The organism is Ramlibacter cellulosilyticus, from assembly GCF_014297465.1.
Classification (GTDB): Bacteria; Pseudomonadota; Gammaproteobacteria; order Burkholderiales; family Burkholderiaceae_C; genus Ramlibacter; species Ramlibacter cellulosilyticus.
On record NZ_JACORT010000006.1, the window covers coordinates 298768 to 325634 of the forward strand.

At 70.5% G+C, this 26867-nt stretch carries 24 protein-coding genes; 4 read left to right on the plus strand and 20 right to left on the minus strand.

The features are described 5' to 3' along the window. Positions 1–16: 16 nt before the first annotated feature. From H8N03_RS15990 to H8N03_RS16075, 18 genes are all read right to left on the minus strand, one after another. The gene (locus H8N03_RS15990; RefSeq protein WP_187077190.1) at positions 17–541 is read right to left on the minus strand and encodes a DUF3299 domain-containing protein; all 525 of its coding nucleotides are present in this window, start codon (positions 539–541) and stop codon (positions 17–19) included. After that, positions 538–1779 (minus strand): ABC transporter permease, encoded by a 1242-nt coding sequence (locus H8N03_RS15995; RefSeq protein ID WP_187077191.1) that lies wholly within the window; start codon positions 1777–1779, stop codon positions 538–540. Before H8N03_RS15995 ends, H8N03_RS15990 begins: the two co-directional genes overlap by 4 nt. Then, complete coding sequence (locus H8N03_RS16000; RefSeq protein ID WP_187077192.1) at positions 1776–2474, minus strand: ABC transporter ATP-binding protein; 699 nt, start codon at positions 2472–2474, stop codon at positions 1776–1778. Before H8N03_RS16000 ends, H8N03_RS15995 begins: the two co-directional genes overlap by 4 nt. After that, complete coding sequence (locus H8N03_RS16005; protein WP_255428238.1) at positions 2471–2983, minus strand: cytochrome b; 513 nt, start codon at positions 2981–2983, stop codon at positions 2471–2473. Before H8N03_RS16005 ends, H8N03_RS16000 begins: the two co-directional genes overlap by 4 nt. A gap of 157 nt (positions 2984–3140) precedes the next feature. Next, a complete protein-coding gene (locus H8N03_RS16010) occupies positions 3141–3620 on the minus strand; it encodes a type II secretion system protein (RefSeq protein ID WP_187077194.1) in 480 nt (159 codons plus the stop codon). Then, positions 3621–3998 carry a type II secretion system protein gene (locus H8N03_RS16015; RefSeq protein ID WP_187077195.1) on the minus strand — a complete coding sequence of 126 codons (378 nt, stop codon included), beginning with the start codon at positions 3996–3998 and terminating at the stop codon, positions 3621–3623. A 2-nt stretch (positions 3999–4000) separates the two neighbouring features. Then, entirely contained in the window at positions 4001–4480 is a 480-nt protein-coding gene (locus tag H8N03_RS16020; protein ID WP_187077227.1) for a type II secretion system protein, read from the minus strand. Between the two features lie 2 nt (positions 4481–4482). Beyond that, positions 4483–6696, minus strand: coding sequence for a secretin GspD/PilQ domain-containing protein (locus tag H8N03_RS16025; protein ID WP_187077196.1), 2214 nt, complete (start codon positions 6694–6696; stop codon positions 4483–4485). After that, entirely contained in the window at positions 6693–7283 is a 591-nt protein-coding gene (locus tag H8N03_RS16030) for a hypothetical protein (protein ID WP_187077197.1), read from the minus strand. The genes H8N03_RS16025 and H8N03_RS16030 overlap by 4 nt, the downstream gene beginning before the upstream one ends. A gap of 1 nt (position 7284) precedes the next feature. Next, positions 7285–7827 (minus strand): type 4a pilus biogenesis protein PilO, encoded by a 543-nt coding sequence (locus H8N03_RS16035; RefSeq protein WP_187077198.1) that lies wholly within the window; start codon positions 7825–7827, stop codon positions 7285–7287. Beyond that, positions 7808–9016 (minus strand): PilN domain-containing protein, encoded by a 1209-nt coding sequence (locus H8N03_RS26630; protein WP_187077199.1) that lies wholly within the window; start codon positions 9014–9016, stop codon positions 7808–7810. The genes H8N03_RS16035 and H8N03_RS26630 overlap by 20 nt, the downstream gene beginning before the upstream one ends. After that, on the minus strand, positions 8997–10679 hold the full coding sequence (locus tag H8N03_RS16045) for a GspE/PulE family protein (RefSeq protein ID WP_255428239.1): 1683 nt from the start codon (positions 10677–10679) through the stop codon (positions 8997–8999). Before H8N03_RS16045 ends, H8N03_RS26630 begins: the two co-directional genes overlap by 20 nt. Beyond that, the gene (locus H8N03_RS16050) at positions 10679–11863 is read right to left on the minus strand and encodes a type II secretion system F family protein (RefSeq protein WP_187077201.1); all 1185 of its coding nucleotides are present in this window, start codon (positions 11861–11863) and stop codon (positions 10679–10681) included. The genes H8N03_RS16045 and H8N03_RS16050 overlap by 1 nt, the downstream gene beginning before the upstream one ends. A gap of 4 nt (positions 11864–11867) precedes the next feature. Further along, the gene (gspG, locus tag H8N03_RS16055; RefSeq protein WP_187077202.1) at positions 11868–12323 is read right to left on the minus strand and encodes a type II secretion system major pseudopilin GspG; all 456 of its coding nucleotides are present in this window, start codon (positions 12321–12323) and stop codon (positions 11868–11870) included. Continuing rightward, complete coding sequence (locus H8N03_RS16060) at positions 12274–14034, minus strand: thiamine pyrophosphate-binding protein (protein ID WP_187077203.1); 1761 nt, start codon at positions 14032–14034, stop codon at positions 12274–12276. The genes gspG and H8N03_RS16060 overlap by 50 nt, the downstream gene beginning before the upstream one ends. Positions 14035–14068: 34 nt before the next feature. Beyond that, positions 14069–14899 (minus strand): citryl-CoA lyase, encoded by an 831-nt coding sequence (locus H8N03_RS16065; protein WP_187077204.1) that lies wholly within the window; start codon positions 14897–14899, stop codon positions 14069–14071. Further along, entirely contained in the window at positions 14896–16101 is a 1206-nt protein-coding gene (locus H8N03_RS16070) for a CaiB/BaiF CoA transferase family protein (RefSeq protein WP_187077205.1), read from the minus strand. The genes H8N03_RS16065 and H8N03_RS16070 overlap by 4 nt, the downstream gene beginning before the upstream one ends. A 28-nt stretch (positions 16102–16129) precedes the next feature. Then, on the minus strand, positions 16130–17611 hold the full coding sequence (locus tag H8N03_RS16075; protein ID WP_187077206.1) for an aldehyde dehydrogenase: 1482 nt from the start codon (positions 17609–17611) through the stop codon (positions 16130–16132). A gap of 186 nt (positions 17612–17797) precedes the next feature. Here H8N03_RS16075 and H8N03_RS16080 point away from each other — a divergent pair, with 186 nt between their 5' ends. From H8N03_RS16080 to H8N03_RS16090, 3 genes are all read left to right on the plus strand, one after another. Continuing rightward, on the plus strand, positions 17798–18589 hold the full coding sequence (locus tag H8N03_RS16080; RefSeq protein WP_187077207.1) for an IclR family transcriptional regulator: 792 nt from the start codon (positions 17798–17800) through the stop codon (positions 18587–18589). A gap of 244 nt (positions 18590–18833) precedes the next feature. After that, entirely contained in the window at positions 18834–20960 is a 2127-nt protein-coding gene (locus H8N03_RS16085) for an outer membrane protein assembly factor BamB family protein (RefSeq protein WP_187077208.1), read from the plus strand. A gap of 121 nt (positions 20961–21081) precedes the next feature. Beyond that, the gene (locus tag H8N03_RS16090; RefSeq protein ID WP_187077209.1) at positions 21082–22668 is read left to right on the plus strand and encodes an MFS transporter; all 1587 of its coding nucleotides are present in this window, start codon (positions 21082–21084) and stop codon (positions 22666–22668) included. A gap of 240 nt (positions 22669–22908) precedes the next feature. Here H8N03_RS16090 and H8N03_RS16095 read toward each other — a convergent pair whose 3' ends face one another. Both H8N03_RS16095 and H8N03_RS16100 read right to left on the minus strand, forming a co-directional pair. Then, complete coding sequence (locus tag H8N03_RS16095) at positions 22909–24639, minus strand: IlvD/Edd family dehydratase (RefSeq protein ID WP_187077210.1); 1731 nt, start codon at positions 24637–24639, stop codon at positions 22909–22911. A 4-nt stretch (positions 24640–24643) separates the two neighbouring features. Next, entirely contained in the window at positions 24644–25627 is a 984-nt protein-coding gene (locus H8N03_RS16100) for a Bug family tripartite tricarboxylate transporter substrate binding protein (RefSeq protein WP_187077211.1), read from the minus strand. A 130-nt stretch (positions 25628–25757) separates the two neighbouring features. On the opposite strand from H8N03_RS16100, the gene H8N03_RS16105 reads away from it, so the two are divergent. Further along, positions 25758–26690 carry a dihydrodipicolinate synthase family protein gene (locus H8N03_RS16105; protein ID WP_187077212.1) on the plus strand — a complete coding sequence of 311 codons (933 nt, stop codon included), beginning with the start codon at positions 25758–25760 and terminating at the stop codon, positions 26688–26690. Positions 26691–26867: the final 177 nt, after the last annotated feature.

The window sequence follows — 26867 nt, forward strand, 5'->3', positions numbered from 1 at the left end:
CCTTTTCTTTCTTTCTTCAGTTCGGCCGGTACGGCTCGATCCCGGCGAGGTCCAGCGCATAGCCGCTCACGCCCATCCCCGAGTCCTTGCGCACGGTGCGCAGCACGCCGGTGACCCACACCGCGCTCATGCTCTGCACGCCCTTGAGCGGGCCGGCGGCCTTGACGTGCACGATCTGGTTGGCGGGCGGCGGCGGCGTGTGGATGCAGGCGCCGTGGTAAGGCACCAGCAGGAACTCGCTGATGCCGTCCCTCGTCTGCTCCAGCGGCACCACGTAGCCCGGCATGCGGATGGACACGCCGTTCATGGCGGCCACCGTGGGCGCGGTGTCCAGGATCTCGCGCAGCTCCTTCATCATCTCCTGCGCCAGCGCATCGCCGTCGGCGAGCGACGCGGCTTTCTTGCGGTCCAGGCGGTCCTGCGGCTTCCAGTCCTTGGGGACCAGCTCGAGCCAGGTGATCTCGCGGAAGGACGCCGCGGGTGCGGTCACGGTCACGGCGAGCGCGAACGCGACCAGGAGGGTCTGGAGGATCTTCTTCATACCTTGGGAGACAGGCCATCGGCCAGGGAGAGGCGGTACGCGCGCCAGCCGGGCACCAGGCTGGCGAGCAGCCCGCAGCCCAGGATGGCGGCGAGCAGCAGCAGTTCGTTCGCGCCGGGCGCCGCAAGCGTCAGCACGACGCCGTAGTGCACGCGCACCCAGTGGGAGAGCAGGCCGACGACGGCCCAGTGGGCGAGCACGCCGAGCACCACGCCCGCGACCATGATCACGACCCCTTCGGCGCACAGCAGCTGCAGCATGTGCCGCGGGCCCGCCCCGACGGCGCGCAGGATGGCGAGCTCGCGCCGCCGCTGCTCCAGGCCGGCCAGCACCACGGCGACGAGGCCAGCGAGGCTGGCGAGCGCCACGAAACCGGTCATCACCTGCAGCACGCGCTCGGTGCCGCCGACGACCGTCCACAGTTCGTCGAGCACGACGCCGGGAAGGATCGCCATCAGCGGCTCCTTGCGGAAATCGGCGACGTCGCGCTGCACGGAGAAGACGGCGCTGCGGTCCTTGAGGCCCACGAGCATCGCGTTGATCGTGGCCGGCTGTTCGACGTGCAGGGCGAGGCCCGGCAGCTTCACGCCGCCCGCGAACTCCTTGTGCAGCGCCTCGGTGGATTCCAGCGCGACGTGCACCGTGCGGTCCGCAGGCGTGCCGGTGCGGCGCAGGATGCCGGTGACGGTGAACGGCTGGTCGCCGTGGTCGGCCGCGTCGAAGCTGCCGTCGCCGTGACTGAGCGTCACGCGATCTCCAAGGCGATAGCCGAGCGCCTGCGCCACGTCGGCCCCCAGCACCGCCTCGAGCCCCTTGCCGAACGCGCGGCCTTCGGCGAAGCGCAGCGGCTCGCGGCGGCCGTGCCGGAAATGCTCGAAGTAGGCGGTGTTGGTCGCGAGCACCGGGAAGCCGCGGTGCGAGTCGCCGAGCGACAGCGGGATCCACCAGGCCACGGCCTTGTGCGAGGCGATCGCCTCGGCGCTGCGCCACTGCAGCGTGGCGCTGGCGCCACCGATGCGGAAGACGCTGTGCAGCAGCAGCTCGAGGCGGCCGGTGCGCGGTCCCACGACCAGGTCGGTCCCGGACACGGACTGCGCGAAAGTCTCGCGCACGTCGGCGCGCACCCGTTCCAGCGTGAGCACGAGGAAGGTGGCGAGCGCCACCGACAGCGCCACGAGGCCGACGACGAAGCGCCGGTTCCACGCGCTGCTGCAGGCGATCGCGAGCATCGCCCTCATGCGGACACCCTCTGCGCCACGCGGTTGATGTCGCGCAGCGCCACCACCCGCTGGAAATGCGAGGCCAGGCGCTCGTCGTGGCTCACGAACAGCAGCGTGCTGCCGGCGCGGCCGCAGGCGGCGAGCAGCAGGTGCATGAAGGCGTCGCGCCGCTCGGCATCCAGCGCGGAAGTCGGTTCGTCGGCGATCACCAGCTCGGGCTGGCCGACGAGCGCGCGCGCGGCGGCGACGCGCTGCTGCTGCCCCACCGAAAGCGTGGACGCGGGCCGGTGCCACAGCGAAGCTTCGATGCCGAGGTTCTGCAGCAGCTGCTGCGCCGTCTCGCGTTCGCCGCCGGCGCGTTCCGCCCGCTGAGCGCGCGCCTTCGAAAGCCGGCACGGCAGCAGCACGTTGCGCAGTACCGAGAGATAGGGCAGCAGGTTGAACTGCTGGAAGATGTAGCCGACGTGGTCCGCGCGCACCTGGTCGCGACCCGCGCTCGAGAGGGTGTCCCAGGAGCGGCCGAGCAGCCGCACCTCGCCCACCGGCGGCGCGAGCACGCCGGCGAGCAGCGACAGCAGCGTGCTCTTCCCGCTGCCGCTGGGGCCGTGCAGGAACACGGACTCGCCGGGCGCGAGCGCGAACGCCGGCACGTCGAGGCAAGGCTCGCCTCCGGGCCAGCGAAACCGCAGGTCCTGGACTTCGAGCGTGTTCATCCCGCCGCCGGCACCATGCGCGCGAACACGCCGTCGCGCCGGACGAGGTGCGTGAGCGCGGCCAGCACGTGCAGCGCGACGAGGGCGACCAGCACCCACGTGAGGGCGACGTGCGCGCCGTTCAGCGCGGCATACACCGCCTTGTCGTCCGCACCCCAGGGGGGCAGCAGCGCGGTGTTGAAGAACTTGATGCCGTGGCGGCTGAAGTTGGAGGCGAGGTAGCCCGTGAGCGGCAGCGCCAGCATGCATGCATAGAGCAGTGCATGGCTCGCGCCCGCGGCGTACCGCTGCCACGCTGGCAGGCCGGTGACGCGCGCCGGGGCGCCCTGGCGCAAGCGCCATCCGAGCCGGAACAGCACGAGCAGCCCGAGGAGCAGGCCCGTGGACTTGTGCAGGTTGATCCACCAGCCGCGCGCGGGCGTGCCGCGCGGGATCTCGTGCACGTACCAGCCCAGGAGCACCTGGCCGACCAGCGCGAGCGCCACGATCCAGTGCAGGGCGACCGCCATCCGGTCGTACGCCGGTGCGTGGGAAGGGGAAGCGGCCGAGGCGGGATGCATTGGGGAGCCGGCGCCGGTCGAGCGTTGCGCCGGATAGAACACAGTTCCAAAAGTATAGGGCGGCGGGGCGCTGGGCCGCCTAGGGTCAATCCCGGTGACCCGCGCTTCAGTTCTGTTCGGGCTGGCCGGCGCCGGGGGTCTGGGGGACGAAGCGCCACTCGCGGTAGCTGGTCGCGACCGCGAATTCCTCGTGCTCCGGCGCGAAGTTCGCGCGCTTCAGCGGCGCATCCGGGGACAGGCTGTGCACCCCCTGCACGCCGCCGCCGGGCGCGGCGATGAGGCCCCACTCGCGCAGGCCGGTCATGGGGTCGACGTAGATGCGGCGCAGGTGGCGCCGCGGCGTGGGCCAGCGCTTGTCCTCCACCAGCTCCTCGAGGTCGCGGGGGAAGCGCTGCATCTGGCCCGCGGGCGTGCGCTCGCGGAAGGAAGTGATGGCCTGCGTGAACTGCGCGCCGACGAACAGCAGCTCGGCCTCCTTGTCGCGCCGGGATTCGAGGCTCCACAGCGTCCCGGCCGCGGCCAGCGCCGCGCTGCTCATGGCCACGAGCAGCAGCAGGCCGACATAGGTGAAGCCCCGCTGGCGCATTCAGAGCTCCGAGAAGGACTTCCCGTCCGCCGTCTTGCCGGGCGCGCCGCTGCGCAGGTCGTACATGCCGCCTCCGCCCGGCGAGCCCGCGGGCGGCGGCACGATCACCCAGGTGTCGCCGGTGCCCGTGACGGGGTCGACCGGCAGCGAGCGCAGGTAGCGCGCCTGCACCAGGTCCGACAGGCTCTCGGGATACTTGCCGCGGTCGCCGTAGTACTTGTCGATGGCATCGCGCACGACGTTCAGCGACTGCTGCAGCGCCACCTCGCGCGAACGCTCGACGGAGTTGAAGTAGCGCGGCAGCGCCACGGTGAGCAGGACCGCCATGATCGCCATGACGACCAGCAGCTCGACCAGCGTGAATCCCTTCGCCTTCATGCTCACCACTCCCGGTACGGCACGCCGTTGATGCCGGTCGCCGTGGAACGCGAATACACGTCGAACACGTCCTTGCCCGCGCGGGGCGCATCGGGCGGCGAGTCGTAGGCGCGCACGCCCCAGGTGTCCGCCGGGCGATCCTGCGCCGCCTCGTGGAAGGGGTCGCGTGGCAGGCGGCGCAGGAAGTAGATCGGCCGCTTGCCGGGATCGCGCGCGTCCGGCACGCCGTCCACCAGCACGTCGAGGCTGGGCGGATAGCCGCTCGCATCGGCCAGCTTGGCGACGCGGCCCGCGTCGGTGGCCTGCTTGTACGCGTCGATCGCGGTGCGGATCTCGCGCAGGGAACGGCGCAGCTCGTGCTCGCGCGCACGCTGCACGGTGAGCTCCGCCAGCGGCAGCGCGATGGAGGCGAGCAGGCCGATGATGGCCACGGTGACCACCATCTCGATCACCGTGAACCCGCGTGCCCGCCGCCCCTGCATGTTCACCGCCCCACGATGCTGAGGGGCTGCGCCGAAGGCGGCGCCACGATCGGCCGGTTCGTGTTCGCGACCTCGATGCCGATCTCGGTGTTGGTCGGCGCGGTCGCCACGACCTTGAAGCGCACCTGCGTCGGCGTGGACGGCGTGCCGGCGATGCCGGCCGAGGCGACGTCGACACTGAGGCTGCCGCGGTCCGGCGCCGGTGCGCCGCCCGCCGGAGGCGGCACGACCCCCACGACGTTCAGCACGGCGGGGTCGTAGGCCAGCTGCAGCGTCGCGTTCACCGGCGAGTCGGCCGCCGGCAGCATCAGGCTCAGGGTGAACTCCGAGCCGACCGGTGCCTGGGCGGGAGCGACGATGTTCAGCGGTACGGGCGCACCCGTCGCAGCCCGCGGCGCGTTCGCGGCGGCAGCTGGCGCGGCGGCGAGCGCCGGGTCCGGCGTGATGCCCACGCGGCCCCCCGGCGTGAGCCGCAGCGGCGCGGCGCCGGGCGCCAGCTCGGTGCCGGAGAAGAACTGGGCCGCGACCGTATCGGGCCGCGACAGGTTGCGCACGATGCGCGGCGTGAGCAGCAGCACGATCTCGCTCTTGCTGCCCTGCTCGCTGTCGCTGCGGAACAGGCGTCCGAGGACGGGCATGTCGCCGGCGTACGGCACCTTGGCGAAGTTCCTGCGGTCCTCGCTGCTGATCAGGCCGGCGAGCACCTGCGTCTCGCCATCGCGCAGGCGCAGCGTGGTCGCCGCGTTGCGCGTGCCGAGGCGGTAGGCCACCGTGCCGGACACGTTCAGTTGCTCGAGGATGTTGGACACCTCCAGCTGGATCTTGATGGCGACTTCGTCGTCCAGGAAGATGTTCGGCTCGACGTCGAGCTTCAGGCCCGTCTCGAGGTAGCTCACCGAGGACGACACGCCGACGTTGGCCGTGGACGTCGTCGTGATCACCGGCACGCGCTCGCCGATGTGCACCTTGGCCTTGTCGCGGTTCTTGACGCGGATGCGCGGGTTGGCCAGCAGGTTGGTGGTGCCGTCCTGCTTGCGCAGGTTCAGCAGCACCACCGGGTTGGCGACCATCGCGCGCAAATTCCGGCTGCTCAGTTCCACCACGTCCGGGATCGCACCGTTCGCGTCGGGCAGGTAGAAGCCCACCTGCTCGGGCCAGCGCAGCCCGAGTTCCTGCGCCACGCTGGAGGCGACTTCCAGCACCTCCAGCTCCAGCATCACCTCGGGCTCGCCGAGGTCCTGCGTCGCCACCAGCTGCTCCGCCAGGCGCACCGCATCCGGCGTGTCGCGCATGATGATCAGGTTCAGCTTGTCGTCGACGAACAGGTCGCGCGTCTTCACGAGCGCGCGGATCATCGCGGCGGTCTGCTTCGGGTCGGCGTTCGACAGGTAGAAGCTGCGCGTCACCAGCTCCTGGTACTCGCGCTGCTTCGCCTGCGTGGCGGGGTAGATCAGGATGGAGTTGTCGTTGAGGATCTTGCGTTCGAGCTGGTTGGTGAGCAGCAGCACCTTCAGCACGTCGTCCAGCGTCATGTCGCGCACCATGATGCTGGTGCGCTGGTCGGTCTTCACTTCGCGGTCGAACACGAAATTGAGGTCGCCGTGCGTGGCCATCACCGCGAGGATCGACCGCAGCGGCGCATCGCGCAGGTCCAGCGTCACGGGCCGCTGCAGCGCGGAGCGCAGCCGCGGGGGCACGGCGTCCGCGCTGGCGCGCCTCTCGTTGATGGCCTTCATCACCGCGCGGCCACGCGTGTTCGAGGGCTCCACGCCCAGCACGCCGCGCGTGATGCGTTCGGCGCTGGCCAGGTCGCCGTTACGCAGCGCCAGCTCGGCCTGCGCCACCTGCTGCGCGTTGTGGCGCGCGCGGGCGTTCGCATCCAGGCTCGCCTGCACGACGGCCGAATTCGGGTCCAGCCGCTGCGCGCGCCGGTACTGCGCCTCGGCCGCGTCGTGGTTGCCGCCTGCGCGCTGCATGTCGCCTTCGCGCACGTAGGCGTTCACGAGGGCGTCGCGCTGCGTGACGAAGGCGGTGTACGACTCCGTGTGCCGGGGATGCGTCCTCGCGGCGACCTCCAGGCGGGCAAGGCCTTCCTCGTAGCGGCCCTGCGCGATCAGCTGCCGGCCTTCCGACAGCTCGGGCGGCGTGGTGCAGGCGGCGCACAGCAGCGCGACCGCGGCCGCCACGAGGGCCCGGGTTCCGGGATGCAGGCTCAATTCGTCTCCTCTGTCGATTCTTCCGGCGGTGCCGCGCCCGCGGCCGCCTGCGTGGGCGCCGCGCCGGGCACCAGCGGCAGCGTCTGCCTGATGCCGAGCGGTACGTAGTTCAGCACGATCTGGTTCTCGTTCACGGACTCCACGGTGTACGTGTCGTCCAGCCGTCCGGGGCCGCGCACCGCGACGTGGTGTTCGCCGCGCGCGAGATAGATCGTGGTCTGGCCCTGCTCGATCCACTTGCCCAGGTAGGTGTAAGGCAGCGGCGGCGCCTGCGGCGGCGGCGGAGGCGGCGGTGCCGCCGCGGCCTGTGCCTGCTGTTGCTGCTGCACGGCCATGTTCTGCGTGCCGAACGGGTCGCCGCGCGGCAGGTCCTCGCCGGTGCGGCGCTTCAGCCAGTCCAGGCGCACCTGCGTGTCGTCGGCCGGCGCGGAAGCGGCACCGGCGGGCACGGGCGTGCTGCGCCGCGGCGTCGCTGCCGCAACCACCTCGGGTTCGGCGGCCCGCTGGTCCACCCACTGCATGGCGCCCACGGTCGCGAGTCCCGCGACACCGTAGGCCCACCACCGGGTGCGTGCGCTCAGGGCCATCTCAGGATCCCGTGAAGTGCAGCGAGAAGCGCAGCCGCGCATCGACGCGATCGCTCGCGGCGTCGCGCCGCAGCTGCACGTCGTCGAGCGAGGCCGACGGCACTTCGCGCAGCACGAAGGTGATGAACTGCCGCACCTGCAGGTAGCTGCCCGAGACCGGCAGCGTGATGTGGTAGCGCCAGGGTCCTTGCTCGGGGCGCTCGAGGCGGTACTCGCCGGAGCGGATCAGGAGGCCGGAGCCGCGGCCGATGGTGTTGATCGTGTCCAGCCAGTGCGGCAGCGAGTCCGCGCGCGGGAAGAAGGCCTGGAAGGTGCGCAGCTGCTCGGCGACCGTGGCCGGCGCCTTGCGCGTCTCCAGCGTGCCGCTGCGCAACTTGCGTTGCGCGGCTTCCGCCTGCACCTGCAGGTCCGCGACGTCGCGCTGCAGCGCGCGCACGCCGGCGGCGTAGAGGAGCACGGCCAGCAGCACCAGCAACCCCGCGACGAGGGCAGGCCAGCCGATGCGGCGCAGGAGCCGGCGCGGATCAGGGACGGACCGGTTCATCGCTGCGCACCCAGTCGGCGGTCAAGGTGAAGGCCACGCCGCGATCCCGCTGCTCGTGGCTCGTGAGGAAGACGTTGTGCAGCGCCGGCGTGCCTTCGAGGCGGCGCAGGTACTGCGTGAGGTCCTCGAACCGGCGCGCTTCCCCGGTGATGCGCAGGCGCCGCATGCCGCCCTCGGGCTCCAGCCCGGTCAGCGTGACGCCTTCGCCGGCCGCCAGTTCGAGGTCGGTGAACAGCGCCTCCCATGGCACTTGCAGCCGCGCCGCCACGGCATTGGCGCGCACGACTTCCGCGGCCAGCGCACGCGCTTCGGGACGCGACGCGTCGAGGGGCTGCGTCGCCTGGCGCTGGGAGAAGCGATCCGCTTCCGCCAGCGTGGCCTGCAGCGCGCTGCGTTGCCCCGCGAGCTGCGTGTACTGCCAGGCCGCGGCCACGAACACCAGCGCCGCCACGCCCAGCCACGCAAGCTCGGCACCCCGCACGAGCGAAGGCGCGCGGCCGAACGCCAGCTGCACCGGGTCGCTGCGCCGCGGCGGGCGTTGCGGCGCGCGGAAGTCCATCGGCACGGGCACCGCGCGGAAGCCGGGCAGCGCGACTTCGCCCGCGAGGCCTTCGGCGCACACCCGCACTTCGTCCGCGTCCGAAGGCACTCCGTCGAGCAGCCGGCTTTGCTGCAGCAGCACCAGCAGGTCGTCCGCGAGCGCGCCGCGCACGCGCTGGCTGCGCACGGCCAGCAGCGCGCCGCCGCCGAAAGCGGCCAGCACGATGCGCCCCGGTTCGAGCACGGCGACCCACCCCGCTGGCGGAGCGCCGGCAACCGCCAGCGCGCTCGCGAGCGCCGGCTGCACGACGACCGACGATGCGCCGGCTTCGCGCAGCGGCACTTCGACCTGCTCGCGCAGCCCCGCATCGATGCCGGCCACCAGCAGCTGCGGGAAATGGCCGGCGCGGTCCACGGCGACGTCCCAGCCGCGCGCGGCATCGCCGTACGTCTGCACCAGCGCATGCTGCGCGGCGGCCTGCCGCTCCGCGTCGTTGCGCAGCGCAGTGGCGTCGGGAACGAGCGCGTAGCGCACCAACTGGTTGGACAGCGTGGCCGCCACTTCCGCGCGCTGGACCGGCACGGCGGGCGCGCCCACCGCGCCCGGCTCCACGAAGAGGCCGACGCGCCTACGCCACGAAGGTGACACGGTCGATCTCCTCCAGGCTGGTGCGGCCCTCGCGGACCAGTTCGACGGCGGCGTCGCGCAGGAAGCGCGTGCCGCCGCGGCGCGCCACTTCCTTCAGCGCCCGGATCGGCTCCCGCGCGACGATCATCTCGCGCAGTTCGTCGGTCAGCACCATGATCTCGGCGATCGCGGTGCGGCCCAGGTAGCCCGTGCTGCGGCAATGCCCGCAGCCCTTGCCGGCCATGAAGTTGAAGCCCTGCGCCTCCTTGCCGATCATCGACACCTGCAGCTGCTCGGCGCTCGGCGTCACCGGCTCGCTGCAATGCGGGCAGTTCAGGCGCACGAGGCGCTGGGCGACGATCCCGGTGAGCGCCGCGGCGAAGCTGTACGGGTCCACCTGCATGTGGGTGAAGCGCCCCAGCACGTCGAACACGTTGTTCGCGTGCACCGTGGTGAACACGAGGTGGCCGGTCAGCGCCGCCTGCACGGCGATCTGCGCCGTCTCGGGATCGCGGATCTCGCCCACCATCACGCGGTCGGGGTCGTGGCGCAGGATGGAGCGCAGGCCGCGCGCGAACGTCAGGCCCTTGCGCTCGTTCACCGGGATCTGCAGCACGCCCGGCAGCTGGTATTCGACCGGGTCCTCGATGGTGATGACCTTGTCGTGGCCGGTGCTCGTCTCCGACAGCGCCGCGTAGAGCGTCGTCGTCTTGCCGCTGCCGGTGGGGCCGGTGACCAGCAGCATGCCGTAGGGCTCGCTCGCGAAGCGGCGGATCAGCGCGCGGTCGCGGCCCTCGAAGCCCAGGGAATCCAGCGTCAGGCCCCGCGCGGCATCGGCCAGGCGCTGCTTGTCCAGGATCCGCAGTACCGCGTCCTCGCCGAAGATCGACGGCATGATGGACACGCGGAAGTCGATCTCCCGGCCCTGCACCGACACGGTGAAGCGGCCGTCCTGCGGCACGCGGCGCTCGGAGATGTCCAGTTCGGCCATCACCTTCAGGCGCGAGATCGCCTGCTCCGCCAATTCCTGGCCGTGCGCCTGCCCCACGGAAACGAGCACGCCGTCGAGGCGGTAGCGGATCACCAGCCCCTGCGGCCCGGTCTCGAGGTGGATGTCGGAAGCGTTCGCCTTGAGGGCGTCGTACAGCGTGGAGCGCACGAGGCGCACGACCTGGCTGGTGTCTTCCGTGATGCTCTGGAAGGAGAGGTCTTCCACGCCGAGGTCCGTCGCCGCGCCCTCGCCTGCTTCGGGCAGCAGGCTGGCCATGGCGGAGAGGCCTTCCTCGTGCCGCGCGAGCCAGGCCGCGACGTCGGCATGGTGCGCGAGCATCCAGGCGAAGGGCTCCTGCACGCGCTCCTCGGCCCACGCGATGCGCTGCGCCTCGAAGGGATCGCCCAGCACCAGGCGCAGCTGGCCGTCCAGGCGCACGGGCACGATCTGCGCGCGCGCGGCTTCGGTGAAGGGAAGCACCTCGAACGCGGCTTGCGCACGGTGCAGGTCCTGCATGCTCGCGACCGGGTAGTGCAACGAGCGGCCGAGTCGCGCGGTGAAGACCTCCGGGGCGTCGCCCGCGAGTTCTTCCAGCGTCGCGACGACGCTGAGGTTGCGCGTGGGTGCGAGCCGCCGCGCCTCCGCGACCTGTTCGGGCGTGATGGGTTGCAGGTCCTGAACGGGCTCGCGCATCATTGCAGGCTCCCCGCCAGTTCGAAGATCGGCAGGTACATCAGCACGACGATGGCACCGATCACCACGCCGATCACGGCCATCAGCAGCGGCTCGAAGAGCTTGGTGAACCAGTCGACCCAGCGCGCGAGTTCCTCGTCGTGGAAGACGGCGATGCGCTCCATCATGCCGGCCATGTCGCCGCTGTTCTCGCCGACGCGCAGCATGCGCGCCGCCACCGGCGTCGTGAGCCCCGCACCGACCATCGCATCGGAGAGGGCGACGCCCTCGCGCACGCGCGCGACGGCCACCGAAAGTTTCTCGCGCAGCTCCGGCGACAGCAGGCCCGCCACCATGCCCAGCGCGGGCAGGATGGGCACGCCGCCGCGCAGCAGCATGCCCAGCGTGCGGTAGAAGCGCGCGAGGTGGTAGACCAGCAGGCGTTCGCGCAAGGCGGGCACGCGCTGCACGCCGGCCGCCGCCGCGCGCCTCACCCGCGACCAGCCGGCGACGGCGCCCACGGCCAGCACCACGAGCACGGCGAGCAGCACGTCGCCCCGCCCCTGGATCAACTGGCCCCAGTCCAGCAACAGGCGCGAAAGGAACGGCAGGTCGCGGCCGGACTCGGCGTAGATCGCCGAGAAACGCGGCACCACGTAACCCAGGAGGAACAGCGTGACCAGGCCGCCCACGCCCAGCAGCACCGCGGGATAGATGGAAGCCGAGACGATCTTCTTGCGCAGGACGTCCAGCTTCTCCTGGTAGTCGATGTAGCGCGCGAGGGCCTCGGCGAGGTCGCCGGTGCGCTCGGAAGCACGCACGGTCGCCACGTACAGCGGCGCGAAGATGGCCGGCTGCGCTTCCAGCGCCTGGGAGAACGAGCGGCCCTCGTACAGGCGGTCGCGCACTTCCTGCAGCGTGCCGCGCACCTCGGGCCGCGACTCCTTCTCCACCATGGTCTCGAGCGTCTCGGGCAGCGAGAGCCCCGCGCGCAGCAGCGCGACGAGTTCCTGCGTGAACTGCAGCAGCGGGAAGGCACGGCGGCGGCGCACGATGACGTCGCCGAACGAGCGCAGCGGCCGCGCCGAGAGAACGGCGAGTCCCTGCGCCCGGGCCTGCTCCTGCGCCGCGCCGGCGTCCGGCGCCTCCAGCAGGAGCGACACCACGCCTTCGCGCGGCTTCAGGGCCCGGACCTCGAAGCGCATGGCGCTACTGCCAGCTCGTGATGTCGGCGGCCTCGTCCGAGCCACCGGGCTGGCCGTCCTTGCCCAGCGACAGCAGGTCGTACTCGCCATGCTGGCCGGGGGCACGGTACTGGTACGGCCGGCCCCAGGGGTCCGGCGGTACCGCGCGCTGCAGGTAGGGCCCGTTCCAGCGCGTCGCGCCTTGCGGGCGAGCCGACAACGCGGCGAGGCCCTGCTCCGTGCTCGGGTACGAACCCACGTCGAGGCGATAGGCGTCCAGGGCGTTGCGCAGCGCGGCGATCTGCGCCTGCGCGCTGCGCACCTCGGAGCGGCCGACCTGTGAGAAGTAGCGCGGCGCCACGTAGGCCGCGAGCAGCCCGATGATCACCATGACCACCAGGAGCTCCAGCAGCGTGAAGCCGCGCGCGGGCTTACTTGACGGCGACGTGCGAGACCTTGCGGCCCGGCGAGTAGATGTCATTGATGTTCCAGTGGCCGGCGGTCGGCACGGGTTCGTTCAGCATGGCCACATCGATCACGCAGGGCTTGCCGGAGGCGATCGCCTTCTCCAGGGCGGGCTTGAATTCGGCCGCCGTGCGGATCTGCACGCCGTCCACGCCATAGGCACGGGCGATGGCCGCGAAGTCCACGTGGTAAGGCTCCCCCTTGCGCCGGAAGACCGTCCCGAAGGCGGTTCCGTAGTGCGCCATCTCCAGCCCGGCGATGGTGCCGTAGGCGTTGTTGTTCATCACGATCCAGACGACCGGTACTTCCTGCTCGGCCGCAGTGGCCAGCACGGCGGGATTCTGCCCGAAGCCGCCATCGCCCACCAGTGCGACGACTACCCGGTCGGGGCAGGCGATCTTGGCGCCGATGGCCGCGGGGGAGCCGAAGCCCATCGTGGCGAAGCCGCCGGGGGTGAGGATGCTGCCCGGGGTGTAGATCGGGAACTGCTGGCCCACGCCGTTCTTGTTCCAGCCCACGTCCGTGGTGATGATCGCGTCGCGCGGCAGCACCTCGCGCACGGTGGACAGGATGCGCTCCGGGCGCATCGGGTAGCCCTCGTTTGCAATGTGGCCGGCGTTGCCCGCGGCAAATTCCTTGCGGTAGGCGGCGATGGACTTCTTCAGCGCGTCGTCGGCACGGCCGTTCGGGAACAGCTTGCGCGCCACGCGGTTCAGGACGGTGAGCGCCTGCTTCAGGTCCGCCACCGCGCCGATCTGCACGGGGAAGTTGCGGCCGATCTCCGCGGGGTCGATGTCGATGTGGATCAGCTTCGTCGGCGGGAAGCTGAAGGTGTATTCGGCTTCCCAGGAACTGCAATCGGCCTCGGCGAAGCGGGTGCCCACGCCGAACACCCAGTCCGCGTTGCGGCACTGGTCGTTGACGAACTTCGTGCCCCAGAAGCCGGTCATGCCCAGCGTCAGCGGATGGTCGTCGGGCAGCACGCCCTTGCCCATGAGGCTGTGCGCCACGGGCAGCGAGAGGTGGTCCACCAGCTGGCGCAGTTCCTCCGCCGCATCGGCCAGGATCACGCCGCCGCCGGCATACACCACCGGGTTGCGTGCCTCGACCAGCGTGCGCACGATCTTCTCGGCCACCTCGTCGTCGATCGAGGGCTTCTGCAGCTGCTGCGTGTGGTGGGAAAGGCGCTCGAACAGCTTCGTGTCCACTTCCATCGAGAAGATGTCCATGGGCACCGACACCAGCACGGGGCCGGGGCGGCCGCTCTCGGCGAGCTGGAAGGCCTTCTGCAGGATCTCGGGGAAGAGGTCGGGACGCTCGACGCGCCAGACGCGCTTCACGAACGGGCGGTAGATCTCCGACTGCGCCGCATCCGAATGCAGGTTCACTTCCTGGTGCGGGTGCTTGCCGTAGTAGTGGCTCGGCACGTCGCCCGCGATCACCACCAGCGGGATGGAGTCCAGCGCCGCGTTCGCCACGCCGGTGGAGGCATTGGTCAGGCCGGGGCCCAGGTGCGACAGGATCACCGCCGTCTTCTTGCTCGCGCGCGCATAGCCGTCGGCGATGTGCGCGGCCACCTGCTCGTGGCGCGTGTTCACGAAGGTCAGCTTGCTGTCGGCCATCGCGGCGAGCACCGCGATGTTGGTGTGGCCGCAGAGCCCGAACACGTGGGTGACACCGCGCCGTTCGAGGTAGCGCACGAGCTGCTTGGAGACGAGTTCCTTCATGGGGGATCCTGTGGGTGGTGTGACGGGGGTGGTTTCAGCGTTTCAGGTCGCGCGCCGCGGGGCCCGCGTAGGTGTAGGAGACACTGGGCGGCATCGGGCCCTTGATGCGGCCGCCCTGCTGCGACTGCTCCCAGGCATGCGACAGGATGCCCACGGAGCGCGAGAGGATGAAGAGGCCCCGGCCGAGCGGCGCGGGAAAGCCCAGCTCGAGGTAGATGGCGGCGGTGATGCCGTCGATGTTCATCGGGATGCGCGTGCCCTTCTTGCGGCCCAGCGCTTCCTCCACCAGGGTGGCGATCGTCGTGTAGCGGCCCGCGACCGTGCCGCGCGCCTGCGCTTCGCGCACGATGGCGACCAGGCGCACCGCGCGCGGGTCGGTGCCGTGCCAGCGGTGGCCGAAGCCCGGGATGATCTTGCCGTTGCGCTCCACGTAGGAGGCGAGGACCGCCTCCACGACTTCGATCGACGGTTCGCTGCCGGCCAGTGCCTGGTCGATCTCCTGCAGCAGTTCCATGCACTGCTGTCCGGCGCCGCCGTGGATGTCGTCCAGCGCGTTGATCGCGGAAGCCATCGCCCCGTTGATCGGCAGGCCGCAGGTGACGGCCATGCGCGAGATGGCGATCGACGGCGCATGCGGGCCGTGGTCCACGGCAGCGACCAGCGCCGCTTCCAGCAGCTTCGCCTGGTCGGCGCGCGGCACTTCGCCGCGCAGCATCAGCCAGATCATCTCGGGGAAGCTGACGTTGCCGATCAGCTGCTGGATGGGATAGCCGCGGATGCCGATCTTGCCGGGCTGGATGTCGACGATCTCCGTCGTCCACCAGGTCTTCGCCTCGTCGACGATCTCGCCGGGAGTCTTGCTCATACCGTTCCGTCCTTGCGCAGCGCCGCGATGTCCGCGGCGGAATACCCCAGCTCCGCGAGGAGCGCATCGGTGTGCTCGCCGAGGCGCGGCGGCGGCAGCGAAGCTTCCGGATCCGCGCCCGAGAGCTTGAAGCCGGTGCGCGCCACCTTGATCGCGCGGCCCGTGCCCGGCACTTCGGGGAACTCCTGCAGCAGGCCGCGCACGGCGACCTGTTCCAGGTCCAGCGCCTGCGGCAGGCTGAGGACGGCGCCCGAGGGGACGCCGGCGCGCACGAGCACCTTCTCCCAATGCGAAGCGGGATGCGCGGCGAGCGCCCGCTCCAGTTCCACGGTCAGCGCGGCGCGGTTCTGCTTGCGGCTTTCGCGCCGGGCGAAGCGCTCGTCGAAGACGAGGTCTTCGCGGCCCACGACCTTGCACAGCGCCTCGAACTGCTCCTGCTTGTTCGCGGCGATGTTCAGCAGGCCGGCGCCGGTGCGGAAGGTGCCCGAGGGCGCGGCCGTGAAGTTGTCGTTGCCGTGCGGCTGCGGCTGCGTGCCGGCGATGAGGAAGTTGGAGATCACCCAGCCCATGGAGACCAGGGCCGAATCGAGCATCGAGACGTCGACGAAGGCCCCCTGGCCGCTCGCGTTCCGGCGCACGAGCGCGGCAGAGATCGCGAACGCCGCCATGATGCCGCTGATGGTGTCGGCCACCGGGTAGCCCGCACGCAGCGGCGCGCATTTCGCGTCGCCGGTGACGCTCATCATCCCGGACAGCCCCTGGATGATCTGGTCGTAGGCCGGCGCATCGCGCATCGGGCCTTCCTGCCCGAAGCCGGTGATCGCGCAGTACACGAGGCGCGGGTTCACTTCGCGCAGCGTCTCGTACGACAGCCCGAGGCGCTCCATGACGCCGGGACGGAAGTTCTCCACCAGCACGTCCGCGGTCGCCACCAGGCGGCGCAGCACCGCCTTGCCCTCTTCCTGCTTGAGGTTCAGCGTGAGGGAGCGCTTGCCGCCGTTCTGCGCGAGGAAGGAGGCGCCCATGCGTTCGGCGTTCAGCTTCGGTTCGCTTCCGAGCTGCCGCGCGAGATCGCCGGACTCGGGGACTTCCACCTTGATCACGTCGGCGCCGAGCAGCGCCAGCTGGTAGGCGCACAGGGGACCCGCCAGCACGTTGGTCAGGTCCAGGACGCGGATGCCTTGCAATGCCTTGTCGTTCATCGGGTCTCCGAGTTCGTTCCCGTGGCCTTCAGCGCCGCACGAAGGGGTTGGGAACGTCGAGGTCCGAGGACATCCAGACGCACTTGGTGTCCAGGTACTCCTTGATGGTCTCCGTGCCCGACTCGCGCCCGATGCCGCTTTCCTTGTACCCGCCGAAAGGCGAGGTGAAGCTGGTGGCGCGGTAGTTGTTGACCCACACCGTGCCGGCCTTGAGCTTGTCGGTCATCAGCATGGCGCGCTTGAGGTCCTTCGTCCAGACCGCCGCGGCGAGGCCGAACACCGTGTCGTTGCCGATGCGCAGCGCGTCGGCTTCGTCCCGGAAGGGAATCACCGACAGCACGGGGCCGAACACTTCTTCCTGCGCGATGCGCATGTCGTTGCGCACGCCGGTCAGGATGGTGGGCTCGACGAACTGGCCGGCGCCGAGGTCGGGCCGGCTCTTGCCGCCCAGCACCACGCGGGCGCCTTCCTTCTTCGCGATCTCGATGTAGCCCATGACCTTCTCGAACTGCGGGCGCGTCGCGATGGGGCCGACCTGCGTGTCCGGCGCCTTCGGGTCGCCCAGCTTCACGTCCTTCATGAAGGCCAGCAGCTTGTCGATGAAGCGGTCGTGGATGCTTTCCTGCACCAGCAGGCGCGAGCCCGCCTGGCAGCTCTGGCCGGACGCGGCGAAGATGCCGGACACCACGCCCTTGACGGCCTGGTCCAGGTCGGCGTCGTCGAACACGATGTTGGGCGACTTGCCGCCCAGTTCCAGCGTGACGGTCTTCAGGTGGCGCGCCGCCATCTCGTAGATCTTCTTGCCGGCGGCCGTCCCGCCGGTGAAGCCGATGTGGGGCACCTTGGGGTGCAGCACCAGCGCCTCGCCCACTTCGGGGCCCAGGCCGGTGACCACGTTGACCACGCCGGGCGGGAAGCCGGCTTCGGCGAACAGCTTGGCGAACTCCACCATGGAGCCGGAGGTGAACTCCGAAGGCTTGACCACGGCGGTGCAGCCGGCCGCCAGCGCGGGCGCGAGCTTCCAGCTGGTGAGCGTCAGGGGCGAGTTCCAGGGCGTGATGATCGCCACGACGCCCTTGGCTTCGTACTTCGTATAGGCGAAGACACCCTTCTTGTCGGTCGGGATGACCGAGCTCTGCACCTTGTCGGCGAGGCCGGCGTAGTAGCGGAAGTAGTCCGCCATGTAGCGGACCTGCGCGGTCACCTCCACGGCAAGCTTGCCGTTGTCGCGCTGTTCGATGACGGCCAGGCGCTCGGCGTTGGCGGTGATGACGTCGGCCAGGCGCCAGAGCAGGCGGCCACGCTCGGACGGCGTCATGGCCGGCCACGGGCCGGACTCGAAGGCGCGGCTCGCGGCCTCCACCGCCTTCTCCGCATCGGCGGCGTTGCCGCGGGCGACTTCCGCCCAGACCTCGCCGGAATACGGATCTTCCGTGGGCAGGTATTCCCCGGACGACGGGGGCACGGAAGCCCCGGCGATGTAGTGGTCGAAACGTGGCAGGGTGGGCATGGTCGGTCCGTCAGTGGGCAGGGCAATGCGTTCGTGCGCCGGCGGGGTCGCAGCGTTCCGTACAGCATAACAGTGTTCTAAAACTTCGCTGATCCGGGTCTACCCTCAGGCGCGCCCCCCGCCCTCCTCCGGCAGGGGGGCGCCAGAAAGGCCCCGCTGCTAGACTCCCCCCGTGGAGGTAAGCCCATGAGCGATGAAGGCGGCGTTGCGGCAGTCGATCGCGCGCTGACGATCCTGGATGCCCTGACGGACGAGAAGATCTCGCTGGCAGAGCTGTCGAAGCGCACGGGGCTCTACAAGAGCACGGTGCTGCGGCTGACGAAGTCGCTGGAACGGTTCGGCTACGTCCTGCGCACCGAGGACGGCAGCTACCGGCTGGGTTCGAAGGTGCTCTACCTCGGATCCCTCTACCAGCGCCATTTCCGCACCTCCGAGATCGTCCCGCCCGTGCTGCGCAAGGTCGTGGAGGAGCTCCAGGAAGGCGCTTCCTTCTACATCGTCGACGGCGACCACCGGGTGGTGCTGCACCGGGTGGATGCCTCCCGTACCGTGCGCGACTCCGTGCGGGAGGGCGACCGGCTGCCGCTGGCGGCCGGCGCGGCCGGCCACGTGCTGCGGGCCTTCCGCGGCGCGCGCGGCGAGCGCCCCGAGCGCGTGCGTACCGCCATGTTCGACGCCTCCTTCGGCGAACGCGACCCGGAGATCGCCGCCTTCGCGGCGCCGGTGTTCGGCCACGGCAACCAGCTGGTGGGCGCGATCAGCGTCTCCGGCCCGCGCTACCGGATCGAGGCGCTGGGCGAGGAGAAGATCGTGCCGGTGCTGTTCAAGCACGCCCAGGCCCTCACCCGCACCTTCGGCGGCGACCCCGAGGCCGTGGAGTTCTCCGGCTGGAAGCTGAAGCCGGCGCGCAAGACGGCCACGCGCTCCACGGCGCGAAGCAGCGCGCCCGCGAAGTCTCCGCGCGCGCACGCGGGCTGACGCCGGCGCCGCCAGGCGCACCCGCGCCGCTTCGCCGGGTTCATTCCCCGCCCTCCACTCGCGAGGCCGGACGCCCGCGCGTTGCGTCCTTCAGAACGACCTGCCCGTTCGAGCACCGTCTCTAAGGGAATCCCCCGAAGCCCCGCCACGTGCAGCGCAGCTACTATTTTGAAACGCCGTTCTGCAGCATAGAACGGCGACGATCCAAGCCCCGGACGGTCCAACCACTCCCAATGGAGACACCATGAAACTGAAATCGCTGGCAGCCCTGCTGCTGTCGTGCGGCGTGCTCGCGCCGCCCACCCTGTTCGCGCAGCCCGCGGCACCCGCGGCCGCGGCCGACCTCCAGAGCTGCTGCAGCGCCGGCGACAAGGACTTCCCCAAGGTGGGGGGCAACCTGGGCAACCAGAACTACTCCTCGCTGCGCCAGATCAACAAGGGCCTGGTGAAGCAGCTGGGCGGCGCCTGGGTGAACAACATCGAAGGCGGCCTGAAGACCGGCACCAACCAGAGCACCACCGTCGTCGTCGACGGCGTGCTGTACATCGAGTCCGCCCTCGGCAACGTGATCGCCGTGGACGGCAAGACCGGCGCCACCAAGTGGAAGTGGACGACGCCCTACGGCGGCATCACGCGCCGCGGCGCCGCCGTCGCCAGGGACCTGGGCACCGTCTTCACCGTCGCCAACGACAACCGCCTGGTCGCCCTGGACAAGGACACCGGCGCGGTGAAGTGGGTCAAGCAATACCCGACCTCGTCCACCGACCCCGAGTACGTGGGCAACGTGGAGAAGGTCGCCGTCGTCTACCACGACAAGCGCCTCTACATGGGCACCAACGACGGCAGCCGCGGCGCCGCGCTGTCCATCGACGCCACCAACGGCAACATCCTCACCAAGTTCTGGGGCGTGCCGCGTCCGGGCGAGTACGGCTACGACACCTGGGGCGGCGCCGCCGAGGCGAACCGCACCGGCGCCACGCCGTGGATCCACCCCGCCGTGGATCCCGAGCTGAACATGGTGTACTGGACCTTCGGCAACGCCCGCGGCGGTTCCTCGCAGAACGGCTCCACGCGCCCCGGCATGAACCTGTTCGCCAACTCCGTGGTCGCCCTCGACCTGAAGACCGGCGAATACAAGTGGCACTTCCAGTCCATCCACCACGACATCTGGGACATGGACAACGTGATGGCGCCGGTGCTGGCGGACGTGAAGATCCACGGCCGCGACCGCAAGGTGCTGTATTACGGCAGCAAGAGCGGCATGTACTACGTGCTCGATCGCAAGGACGGCAGCGCGCCGCTGGGCATCGACGAAGTGCCGGTCAAGCAGGACCCGCGCCAGGCCAGCTACCCGACGCAGCCCTTCCCGCGCCAGGGCGCCTGGACCGAGACCTGCGTAGTCGACCAGCCGCTGGGCACCGCGATCCCGGGCAACCCGAACCGCGCCGTCCCCAACTACGTGAAGGGCTGCCTGTACGACGCGCACTGGGACGTGCCGATCCTGTCGATCCCCGGCCACGGCGGCGGCGCCGACTGGAACCACATGTCCTTCAGCCCGCGCACCGGGATGATCTACACCGGCATGGGCTACGTGGCGGCGGCGCACTCGCTGACCGAGTCCAGCAACGGCCTGCGTCCCCCGGGCGAGTACCAGACGGGTGCCGTCGTCGCCGTGGACGCGAGCACGAACGTGGTGAAGTGGAAGAAGCCGATGCCCTACTCCCTGGCGCACGGCAACGGCATCCTGACCACCGCGTCGGACCTGCTGTTCATCGGCCAGCCGGACGGCAACCTCATCGCCATGGACGCGCACAACGGCGCCGAGCTGTGGCGCTTCCAGACCGGCGCGGCGATCAGCGCCAGCCCGGTGGCCTACGAGATCGACGGCGAGCAGTACATCGCGGTGTACGCCGGCGGCACGGGCATCCCCTACGGCAACTCCGCTCCGCGCGGTGACTCGCTGTGGGCGTTCAAGATCGGCGGCACCGTGGCCCAGGCCGCGACCCCGACGCCGCCCGAGGTGCGCCGCCCGGTGTCGGGCAACCCGGTGGAAGGCGCGGCCCTGCCGACGCAGAACACCGTGTTCCTGGCCCGCGTGCAGACCGCCGCGAACACGCCCGGCGCGACCGAGTCCACCGCCGTCAATGCGATGACGCCCACCTGGATGCGCGTCCCCGCCAACACCACGGTGACCTTCACCAACCCGGCCAACAACGCCAACACGCACTGCGCCACGCAGTTCTTCGAAGGCCTGTTCAACTTCAAGCTGGCCCCCGGAGAGTCCGCGCAGTTCACGTTCCACAAGCCGGGCGAGTACTTCTACAACGACTGCCACAGCCCCCGTCCCACGGGCAAGATCGTCGTGTACTGATCCCCCGATCCGTGCATGCAGGGGACGCCGCGCCGCGGCGTCCTTTTTTTTCGCCCGCCGGCCTGTAGGAGCGGGCCGACTCCGCGCTGCAAGCCGGCGGCCGCTCGCTTAGGATCGCCGGGTGAGAGATGACGAGCCGCCCGCGCCGGGCCGCGCCGCGCCGGCGAGCGGGCGCGACACTCCCCTGCTGAGCGAAGGCGGCATGCCGTCGTCCACGACCGGCGGCGAGGACCCGGGATTCGAGCCTGCCGCGCCTCCGGCGCCCAAGCCCGCCGGCGTCGAGCGCGCCACGTTCTTCGCGCTCTTCAGCGCCGTCATGCTGCCGATGTTCATGGGCGCCGTCGACCAGACGCTGCTGGTCACGGCCACGCCGCGCATCGCACGGGAGCTCGGCGGCCTCTCCGACACTTCGTGGATCGCCGCCGGCTACCTGCTCGCCGCGACGATCACCGCGCCGATGTACGGGCGCCTCGGCGACCGCTTCGGCCGGCGCAACGTGATGCTGGCCGCGCTGACCGTCTTCGTGCTGGGCTCGCTCGCGTGCGCCCTCGCGCCGACGATGCACCTGCTGATCGCGGCGCGCGTGCTGCAAGGGCTGGGCGGCGGCGGGCTGATGGTGCTGTCGCAGGCCCTGATCGGAGAACTGGTGCCGCCGTGGGAGCGCCCGCGCTACCAGGGCTACTTCGCGCTGATCTTCACGACCTCCAGCGTCGGCGGGCCGCTGATCGGCGGCTTCGTGGTGCACCACTACGACTGGCGCTGGCTGTTCCTCGCGAACCTGCCGCTGGGACTGCTCGCGTTCTGGCGGATGAGCCGGCTGCCGAAGCCCGCGCCATCGGCCGCGCGGCACGCTCCCTACGATCCCACCGGTTTCGTCCTCTTCGTGCTGTGCGCAACCAGTGCGCTCGTGTGGTTCGGGCAGGTGGGGCATCGCTTCCCGCTCCTGTCGTTCGCCAGCGCGGTGTTCGCAGCGTTCGCGCTGGCAACCGGCTTCGCGCTGGCGCGCCAGCAGCGCGGCCATCCCAACTCCTTCCTGCCGCTCGACATCCTCCGCTTGCCGGGCGTGCCCTGGATCTGCGCGTCCGTGGTCGGTTTCGCCGGCACGATGTTCGCGCTGCTCTTCCTGCTGCCGATCTACCTGCAGGTGGTGCGCCATTCGAGCGCCCTCGACGCGGGGCTGCAGCTGCTGCCGCTGACTGGCGGGATCGTGGTGGGCTCCACCTTCAACAGCCGCTTCAGCGCGCGCACCGGCACCAGCGGCAAGCTGCCGCCGTGGGGGCTGGGCGCCGCGGCGATCGCGATCGCCGGGCTGGCCATCCTGCCGCCGGCGCCGTGGGTGATCACGGCGGCGGCCGCGGTGTGCGGCGTGGGCTTCGGCACGGTGATGCCCAGCTCGCAACTGGCGACGCAGATCCTCGCCGGGCGCGAGCGCCTGGGCGCGGCTGCCGCCCTGCTGTCGCTGACGCGTTCGACCGGCGCGACGCTGGGGACCGCCGCTTTCGGCGGGCTGGCATTCGTGCTGCTGCAGCCAGGGGAAGGCGCGACGCGCGAGACCTTGTCGCTGCAGGGGCTGGACCCGGCACGCGTGACGCACGCGTTCGACATCGTGTTCGGCATCCTGGCGGTCTTCGCCGCGCTGGCCGCGTTCGCGGCGGCGAAGGCGCCGTGCATGGACCTGCGCAAGCATGCGGCGCAGGGACGCCGTTGAAACGGTGGGGTTCGCTGGCGCTCACCGTCCGCAGCGTCGCTGCGCCACCCTACAGGCGCATTCGCGCGCACATGCACGCATGGCGGCGCCGGACATGCACGGATGGTGGCGCGGGCATGCACGGATGGTGGCGCGGGCATGCACCGATGGTGGCGCGCACATGCACGGATCGCGGCGCGAACGCGCCTGTAGGGTGGCGCGAACGCGGCAGGTGAGCGCCAGCGAACCCCACCGAAGGGCCTACCCCTTCGGCACCCGCCCCTTCACCTCCGGCGCGGCCAGGAACTCGAAGTCCACCCCCTTGTCCGCCTGCGTCACGTTCTCCAGGAACAGCTTGCGATAGCCGCGCTCGGCGCGCGGCACCTGCACCGGCTGCTCCTTCGCACGGCGCGCCAGCTCCTCGTCGGACACCAGCAGGCTGATCTCGCGGTTGGCCACCGAGAGCCGGATCCGGTCCCCGGTGCGCACCTGCGCGAAGGGCCCGCCGATCGCCGACTCCGGCGTCACGTGCAGCACGATGGTGCCGAAGGCCGTGCCGCTCATGCGGCCGTCCGAGATGCGCACCATGTCCTTGACGCCCTGCCTCGCCAGCTTGCGCGGCAGCGGGATATAGCCCGCCTCCGGCATGCCGGGTGCGCCCTTGGGGCCGATGTTCTTCAGCACCAGGATGTCGTCGGCCTTCACGTCCAGGTCGTCGCTGTCGATGCGCTCGGCCAGGTCCTGCAGGCCCTCGAACACCACGGCGCGGCCTTCGTGCTCCATGAGCTTCGGATCCGCCGCCGACTGCTTGATGATCGCGCCGCCGGGCGCCAGGTTGCCCTGCAGCACGGCGATGCCGCCCTGCGGGTAGATGGGGTTGTCCCGGGGACGCACGACGTCCTGCTTGAACGAAGGGCTCGCGCGTTCCAGCTCCTCGCCCAGCGTGCGGCCCGTGACCGTCAGCGCATCGAGGTGCAGCAGCGGCTTCAGCTCGCGCAGCAGCGTCGTCATGCCGCCCGCCGCGTCGAAGTGCTCCATGTAATGCTGGCCCGAAGGCTTCAGGTCCACCAGCACCGGCGTCTCGCGGCCCATGCGGTCCAGTGCCTTCAGGTCCACCTCGAAGCCGAGGCGGCCGGCGATCGCGGTGAGGTGCACGATCGCGTTGGTGGACCCGCCGATCGCGAGCAGCACGCGCATCGCGTTCTCGAAGGCCTTCTCCGTCAGGATCTTGTCGATCGTCAGGCGGCTCTTCGCCATCTGCACGGCAACCGTGCCCGTCTGCTCCGCGACGCGCATGCGCGCCGAAGTCACCGCCGGCGGCGACGCGCCGCCGGGCACCGTCATGCCCAGCGCTTCCGCGATGCACGCCATCGTGCTCGCCGTCCCCATCACCGAGCAGGTGCCCACGCTCGCCACCAGCTGGTTGTTGACGTCGTCGATCTCCTGCTGGTCGATGTCCTCGGCGCGGAAGCGCGCCCAGAAGCGGCGGCAGTCCGTGCACGCGCCGACGGTCTCGCCGCGGTGCGAGCCGGTCAGCATGGAGCCGGTGATCAGCTGGATCGCCGGCAGCCCCGCCGACGCGGCGCCCATCAGCTGCGCCGGCACGGTCTTGTCGCAGCCGCCGATCAGCACCACCGCGTCCATGGGTTGCGCCCGCAGCATCTCCTCGGTGTCCATGGACATGAGGTTGCGCAGGTACATGCTCGTGGGCGCCGCGAAGCTCTCGCCGATGGAGATCGTCGGGAACTTCACCGGCAGGCCGCCGGCCAGCATGATGCCGCGCTGCACGGCCTCCACCAGTTGCGGCATGTTGCCGTGGCAGGGGTTGTAGCCGCTGCCCGTGTCGGCGATGCCGATCACCGGCCGGTCGAGGGCGTGGTCGGTGAGGCCCGCGCCCTTGATGAACGCCTTGCGCAGGAAGAGCGAGAAGCCGGCATCACCGTAGTTGGTGAGGCCCTTGCGCATCCCGCTCGCGTCGTCTTGTTTCGTCATGGATTCATTCGTCGGCCTTCACGCCGGTCTCGTCGATCACCTTCGCCCACTTCGCCACTTCGGCCTTCAGGCGGCCGGAGGCTTCCGCGGGCGTCTGCGGCGCCAGGGTGTACACGCCCTGCTGCAGGAACTGCTCCTTGGCCGCGGGGTCCTGCATGATTTTGCCGATTTCGGCGTTCAGTTTCGCGAGGACATCGGCCGGGGTGCCAGCGGGCGCCATCACGCCGAAGGTCGACACCACGTCGAAGCCCTTCCAGCCCGACTCTTCCACGGTCGGCACGTCCGGCAGCATGGAGATGCGCTGCGGCGTGGTGACGGCCAGCGCGCGCACCTTGCCGGCCTTGATCTGCTGCAGGGCGGCGGGCACCGTCTCGGCGGCCATCAGCACCTGGCCGCCGATGAGGTCGGTCATGGCCGGGCCGCTGCCCTTGTACGGCACGTGGATCATGTCGGCGCCGCTTTGCACGCGGAACATCTCGACGGCCATGCGCTGCGGCGCGCCGGCGCCGGAGGACGCGTACGTCAGCTTCTTCGGGTTCGCCTTGGCGTGGCTCACCAGCTGCTGGAAGCTGTTGGCGGGCACCGAGGGATGCACGATGAACACCAGCGGTACGTAGCCCACGACCTGCACGGCGGTGAGGTCCTTCTGCAGGTCGTAGCTGATCTTGCCGCGCTCCAGCCGTGCCATCGTCGAATGCGAGGTCATCGCGCCCATCAGCAGCGTGTAGCCGTCCGGCTTCGCCTTGGCGACGAGGTCCGCGCCGATGTTGCCGCCCGCGCCGCCGCGGTTGTCGACCACCACCTGCTGGCCGAGGGCCGTGGACAGGCGCTGGGCGACGATGCGGCCGATCACGTCGGTGGCGCCGCCCGGCGGGTAAGGCACCACGAGCTTCACGGGGTGCTCGGGCCAGGCCGCGAGGGCGGCGGCGGGCAGCAGTGCGGCGCCGACGAGGGCGGCCAGCAGGCCGCGGCGGAAGGTCTGGGGCATGTCTTTGTCTCCTGGTTGGTCTGGAATGGCCCAGGGTGGAGTGTGCGCAGGTGCCTGTCGAGGGGAAACACGCTTCCGCTATCTTCTGACGCAAAATGTTTTGCGGTCCCGCCCTCCACAATCCTCCGCCATGACCGCATCCACTCCCCGCCTCCAGGGCGTCCTGTCGCCCGTCCTGACGCCGTTCAACGCCGACTACACGCCCGATGCCGACCGCTTCATCCGGCACTGCCGCTGGCTGCTGGACCAGGAGGTGGGGCTGGCCATCTTCGGCACCAACTCGGAGGCGAATTCCATGTCGGTGGCGGAGAAGCGCAAGCTGTTCGACGCGCTGCTGGAAGCGGGGCTGCCCGCGGCGCGCATGATGCCCGGCACGGGCTGCTGCGCGATCCCGGACTCGGTGGAACTGACGAAGCGTGCCGTGCAGGCAGGCGCCGGCGGCGTGCTGATGCTGCCGCCCTTCTACTACAAGGGCGTGAGCGACGAAGGCCTGTACCGCAACTTCGCGACCATCATCGACCAGGTGGCCGACGACCGGCTGCGCGTGTACCTGTACCACATTCCGCCGGTGTCCAGCACGCCGATTCCGCGCGCCGTGGTCGCACGCCTGCTCAAGTCCTATCCGGGCATCGTCGCGGGCATGAAGGACAGCGGCGGCGACTGGAACCACACGAAGGCGATGATCGAGGAGTTCGGTCCGCAGGGCTTCGACGTGTTCGCCGGCAGCGAGAACTTCCTGCTGGCCGACCTGCGGGCGGGCGGCCCGGGCTGCATCACGGCCACGGCGAACGTGAACCCGACGGCGATCATGCGCCTGTACAAGACCTGGAAGCAGGCCGATGCCGACCAGCAGCAGAAGGACCTGGACGCGACGCGCGCCGCCTTCGCGCAGTTCCCGCTGATCCCCGCCATGAAAGCCGCCATCGCCTGGAAGACCGGCCGCCAGGACTGGGTGCACGTGCGCCCGCCGCTGGTGGACCTGAATGCGGAGCAGCAGCAGGTGCTGCAGGCGGCGCTGGACAAGGTGGGGTTCACGATGCCGAATGCGGGGCAACTGGCCTGAGGCGGTCGCCGCTCTTGCCGGGGTGCCCTTCGGGCAACCCAGCACGTGTGACGCGATCTCTTGCCGGGGTGCCCTTCGGGCAACCCAACCCTGCGTGTGACGCGATCTCTTGCCGGGGTGCCCTTCGGGCAACCCAACCCTGCGTGTGACGCGATCTCTTGCCGGGGTGCCCTTCGG

Excerpts from the sequence above, each read along its gene's own strand:
- H8N03_RS15990 (WP_187077190.1), bottom strand. The coding sequence starts at position 541 with ATGAAGAAGATCCTCCAGACCCTCCTGGTCGCGTTCGCGCTCGCCGTG.
- H8N03_RS15995 (WP_187077191.1), bottom strand. The coding sequence starts at position 1,779 with ATGAGGGCGATGCTCGCGATCGCCTGCAGCAGCGCGTGGAACCGGCGC.
- H8N03_RS16000 (WP_187077192.1), bottom strand. The coding sequence starts at position 2,474 with ATGAACACGCTCGAAGTCCAGGACCTGCGGTTTCGCTGGCCCGGAGGC.
- H8N03_RS16005 (WP_255428238.1), bottom strand. The coding sequence starts at position 2,983 with ATGGCGGTCGCCCTGCACTGGATCGTGGCGCTCGCGCTGGTCGGCCAG.
- H8N03_RS16010 (WP_187077194.1), bottom strand. The coding sequence starts at position 3,620 with ATGCGCCAGCGGGGCTTCACCTATGTCGGCCTGCTGCTGCTCGTGGCC.
- H8N03_RS16015 (WP_187077195.1), bottom strand. The coding sequence starts at position 3,998 with ATGAAGGCGAAGGGATTCACGCTGGTCGAGCTGCTGGTCGTCATGGCG.
- H8N03_RS16020 (WP_187077227.1), bottom strand. The coding sequence starts at position 4,480 with ATGCAGGGGCGGCGGGCACGCGGGTTCACGGTGATCGAGATGGTGGTC.
- H8N03_RS16030 (WP_187077197.1), bottom strand. The coding sequence starts at position 7,283 with ATGGCCCTGAGCGCACGCACCCGGTGGTGGGCCTACGGTGTCGCGGGA.
- H8N03_RS16035 (WP_187077198.1), bottom strand. The coding sequence starts at position 7,827 with ATGAACCGGTCCGTCCCTGATCCGCGCCGGCTCCTGCGCCGCATCGGC.
- H8N03_RS16045 (WP_255428239.1), bottom strand. The coding sequence starts at position 10,679 with ATGCGCGAGCCCGTTCAGGACCTGCAACCCATCACGCCCGAACAGGTC.
- H8N03_RS16050 (WP_187077201.1), bottom strand. The coding sequence starts at position 11,863 with ATGCGCTTCGAGGTCCGGGCCCTGAAGCCGCGCGAAGGCGTGGTGTCG.
- gspG (WP_187077202.1), bottom strand. The coding sequence starts at position 12,323 with ATGACATCTACTCGCCGGGCCGCAAGGTCTCGCACGTCGCCGTCAAGT.
- H8N03_RS16060 (WP_187077203.1), bottom strand. The coding sequence starts at position 14,034 with ATGAAGGAACTCGTCTCCAAGCAGCTCGTGCGCTACCTCGAACGGCGC.
- H8N03_RS16065 (WP_187077204.1), bottom strand. The coding sequence starts at position 14,899 with ATGAGCAAGACTCCCGGCGAGATCGTCGACGAGGCGAAGACCTGGTGG.
- H8N03_RS16070 (WP_187077205.1), bottom strand. The coding sequence starts at position 16,101 with ATGAACGACAAGGCATTGCAAGGCATCCGCGTCCTGGACCTGACCAAC.
- H8N03_RS16075 (WP_187077206.1), bottom strand. The coding sequence starts at position 17,611 with ATGCCCACCCTGCCACGTTTCGACCACTACATCGCCGGGGCTTCCGTG.
- H8N03_RS16080 (WP_187077207.1), top strand. The coding sequence starts at position 17,798 with ATGAGCGATGAAGGCGGCGTTGCGGCAGTCGATCGCGCGCTGACGATC.
- H8N03_RS16085 (WP_187077208.1), top strand. The coding sequence starts at position 18,834 with ATGAAACTGAAATCGCTGGCAGCCCTGCTGCTGTCGTGCGGCGTGCTC.
- H8N03_RS16095 (WP_187077210.1), bottom strand. The coding sequence starts at position 24,639 with ATGACGAAACAAGACGACGCGAGCGGGATGCGCAAGGGCCTCACCAAC.
- H8N03_RS16100 (WP_187077211.1), bottom strand. The coding sequence starts at position 25,627 with ATGCCCCAGACCTTCCGCCGCGGCCTGCTGGCCGCCCTCGTCGGCGCC.
- H8N03_RS16105 (WP_187077212.1), top strand. The coding sequence starts at position 25,758 with ATGACCGCATCCACTCCCCGCCTCCAGGGCGTCCTGTCGCCCGTCCTG.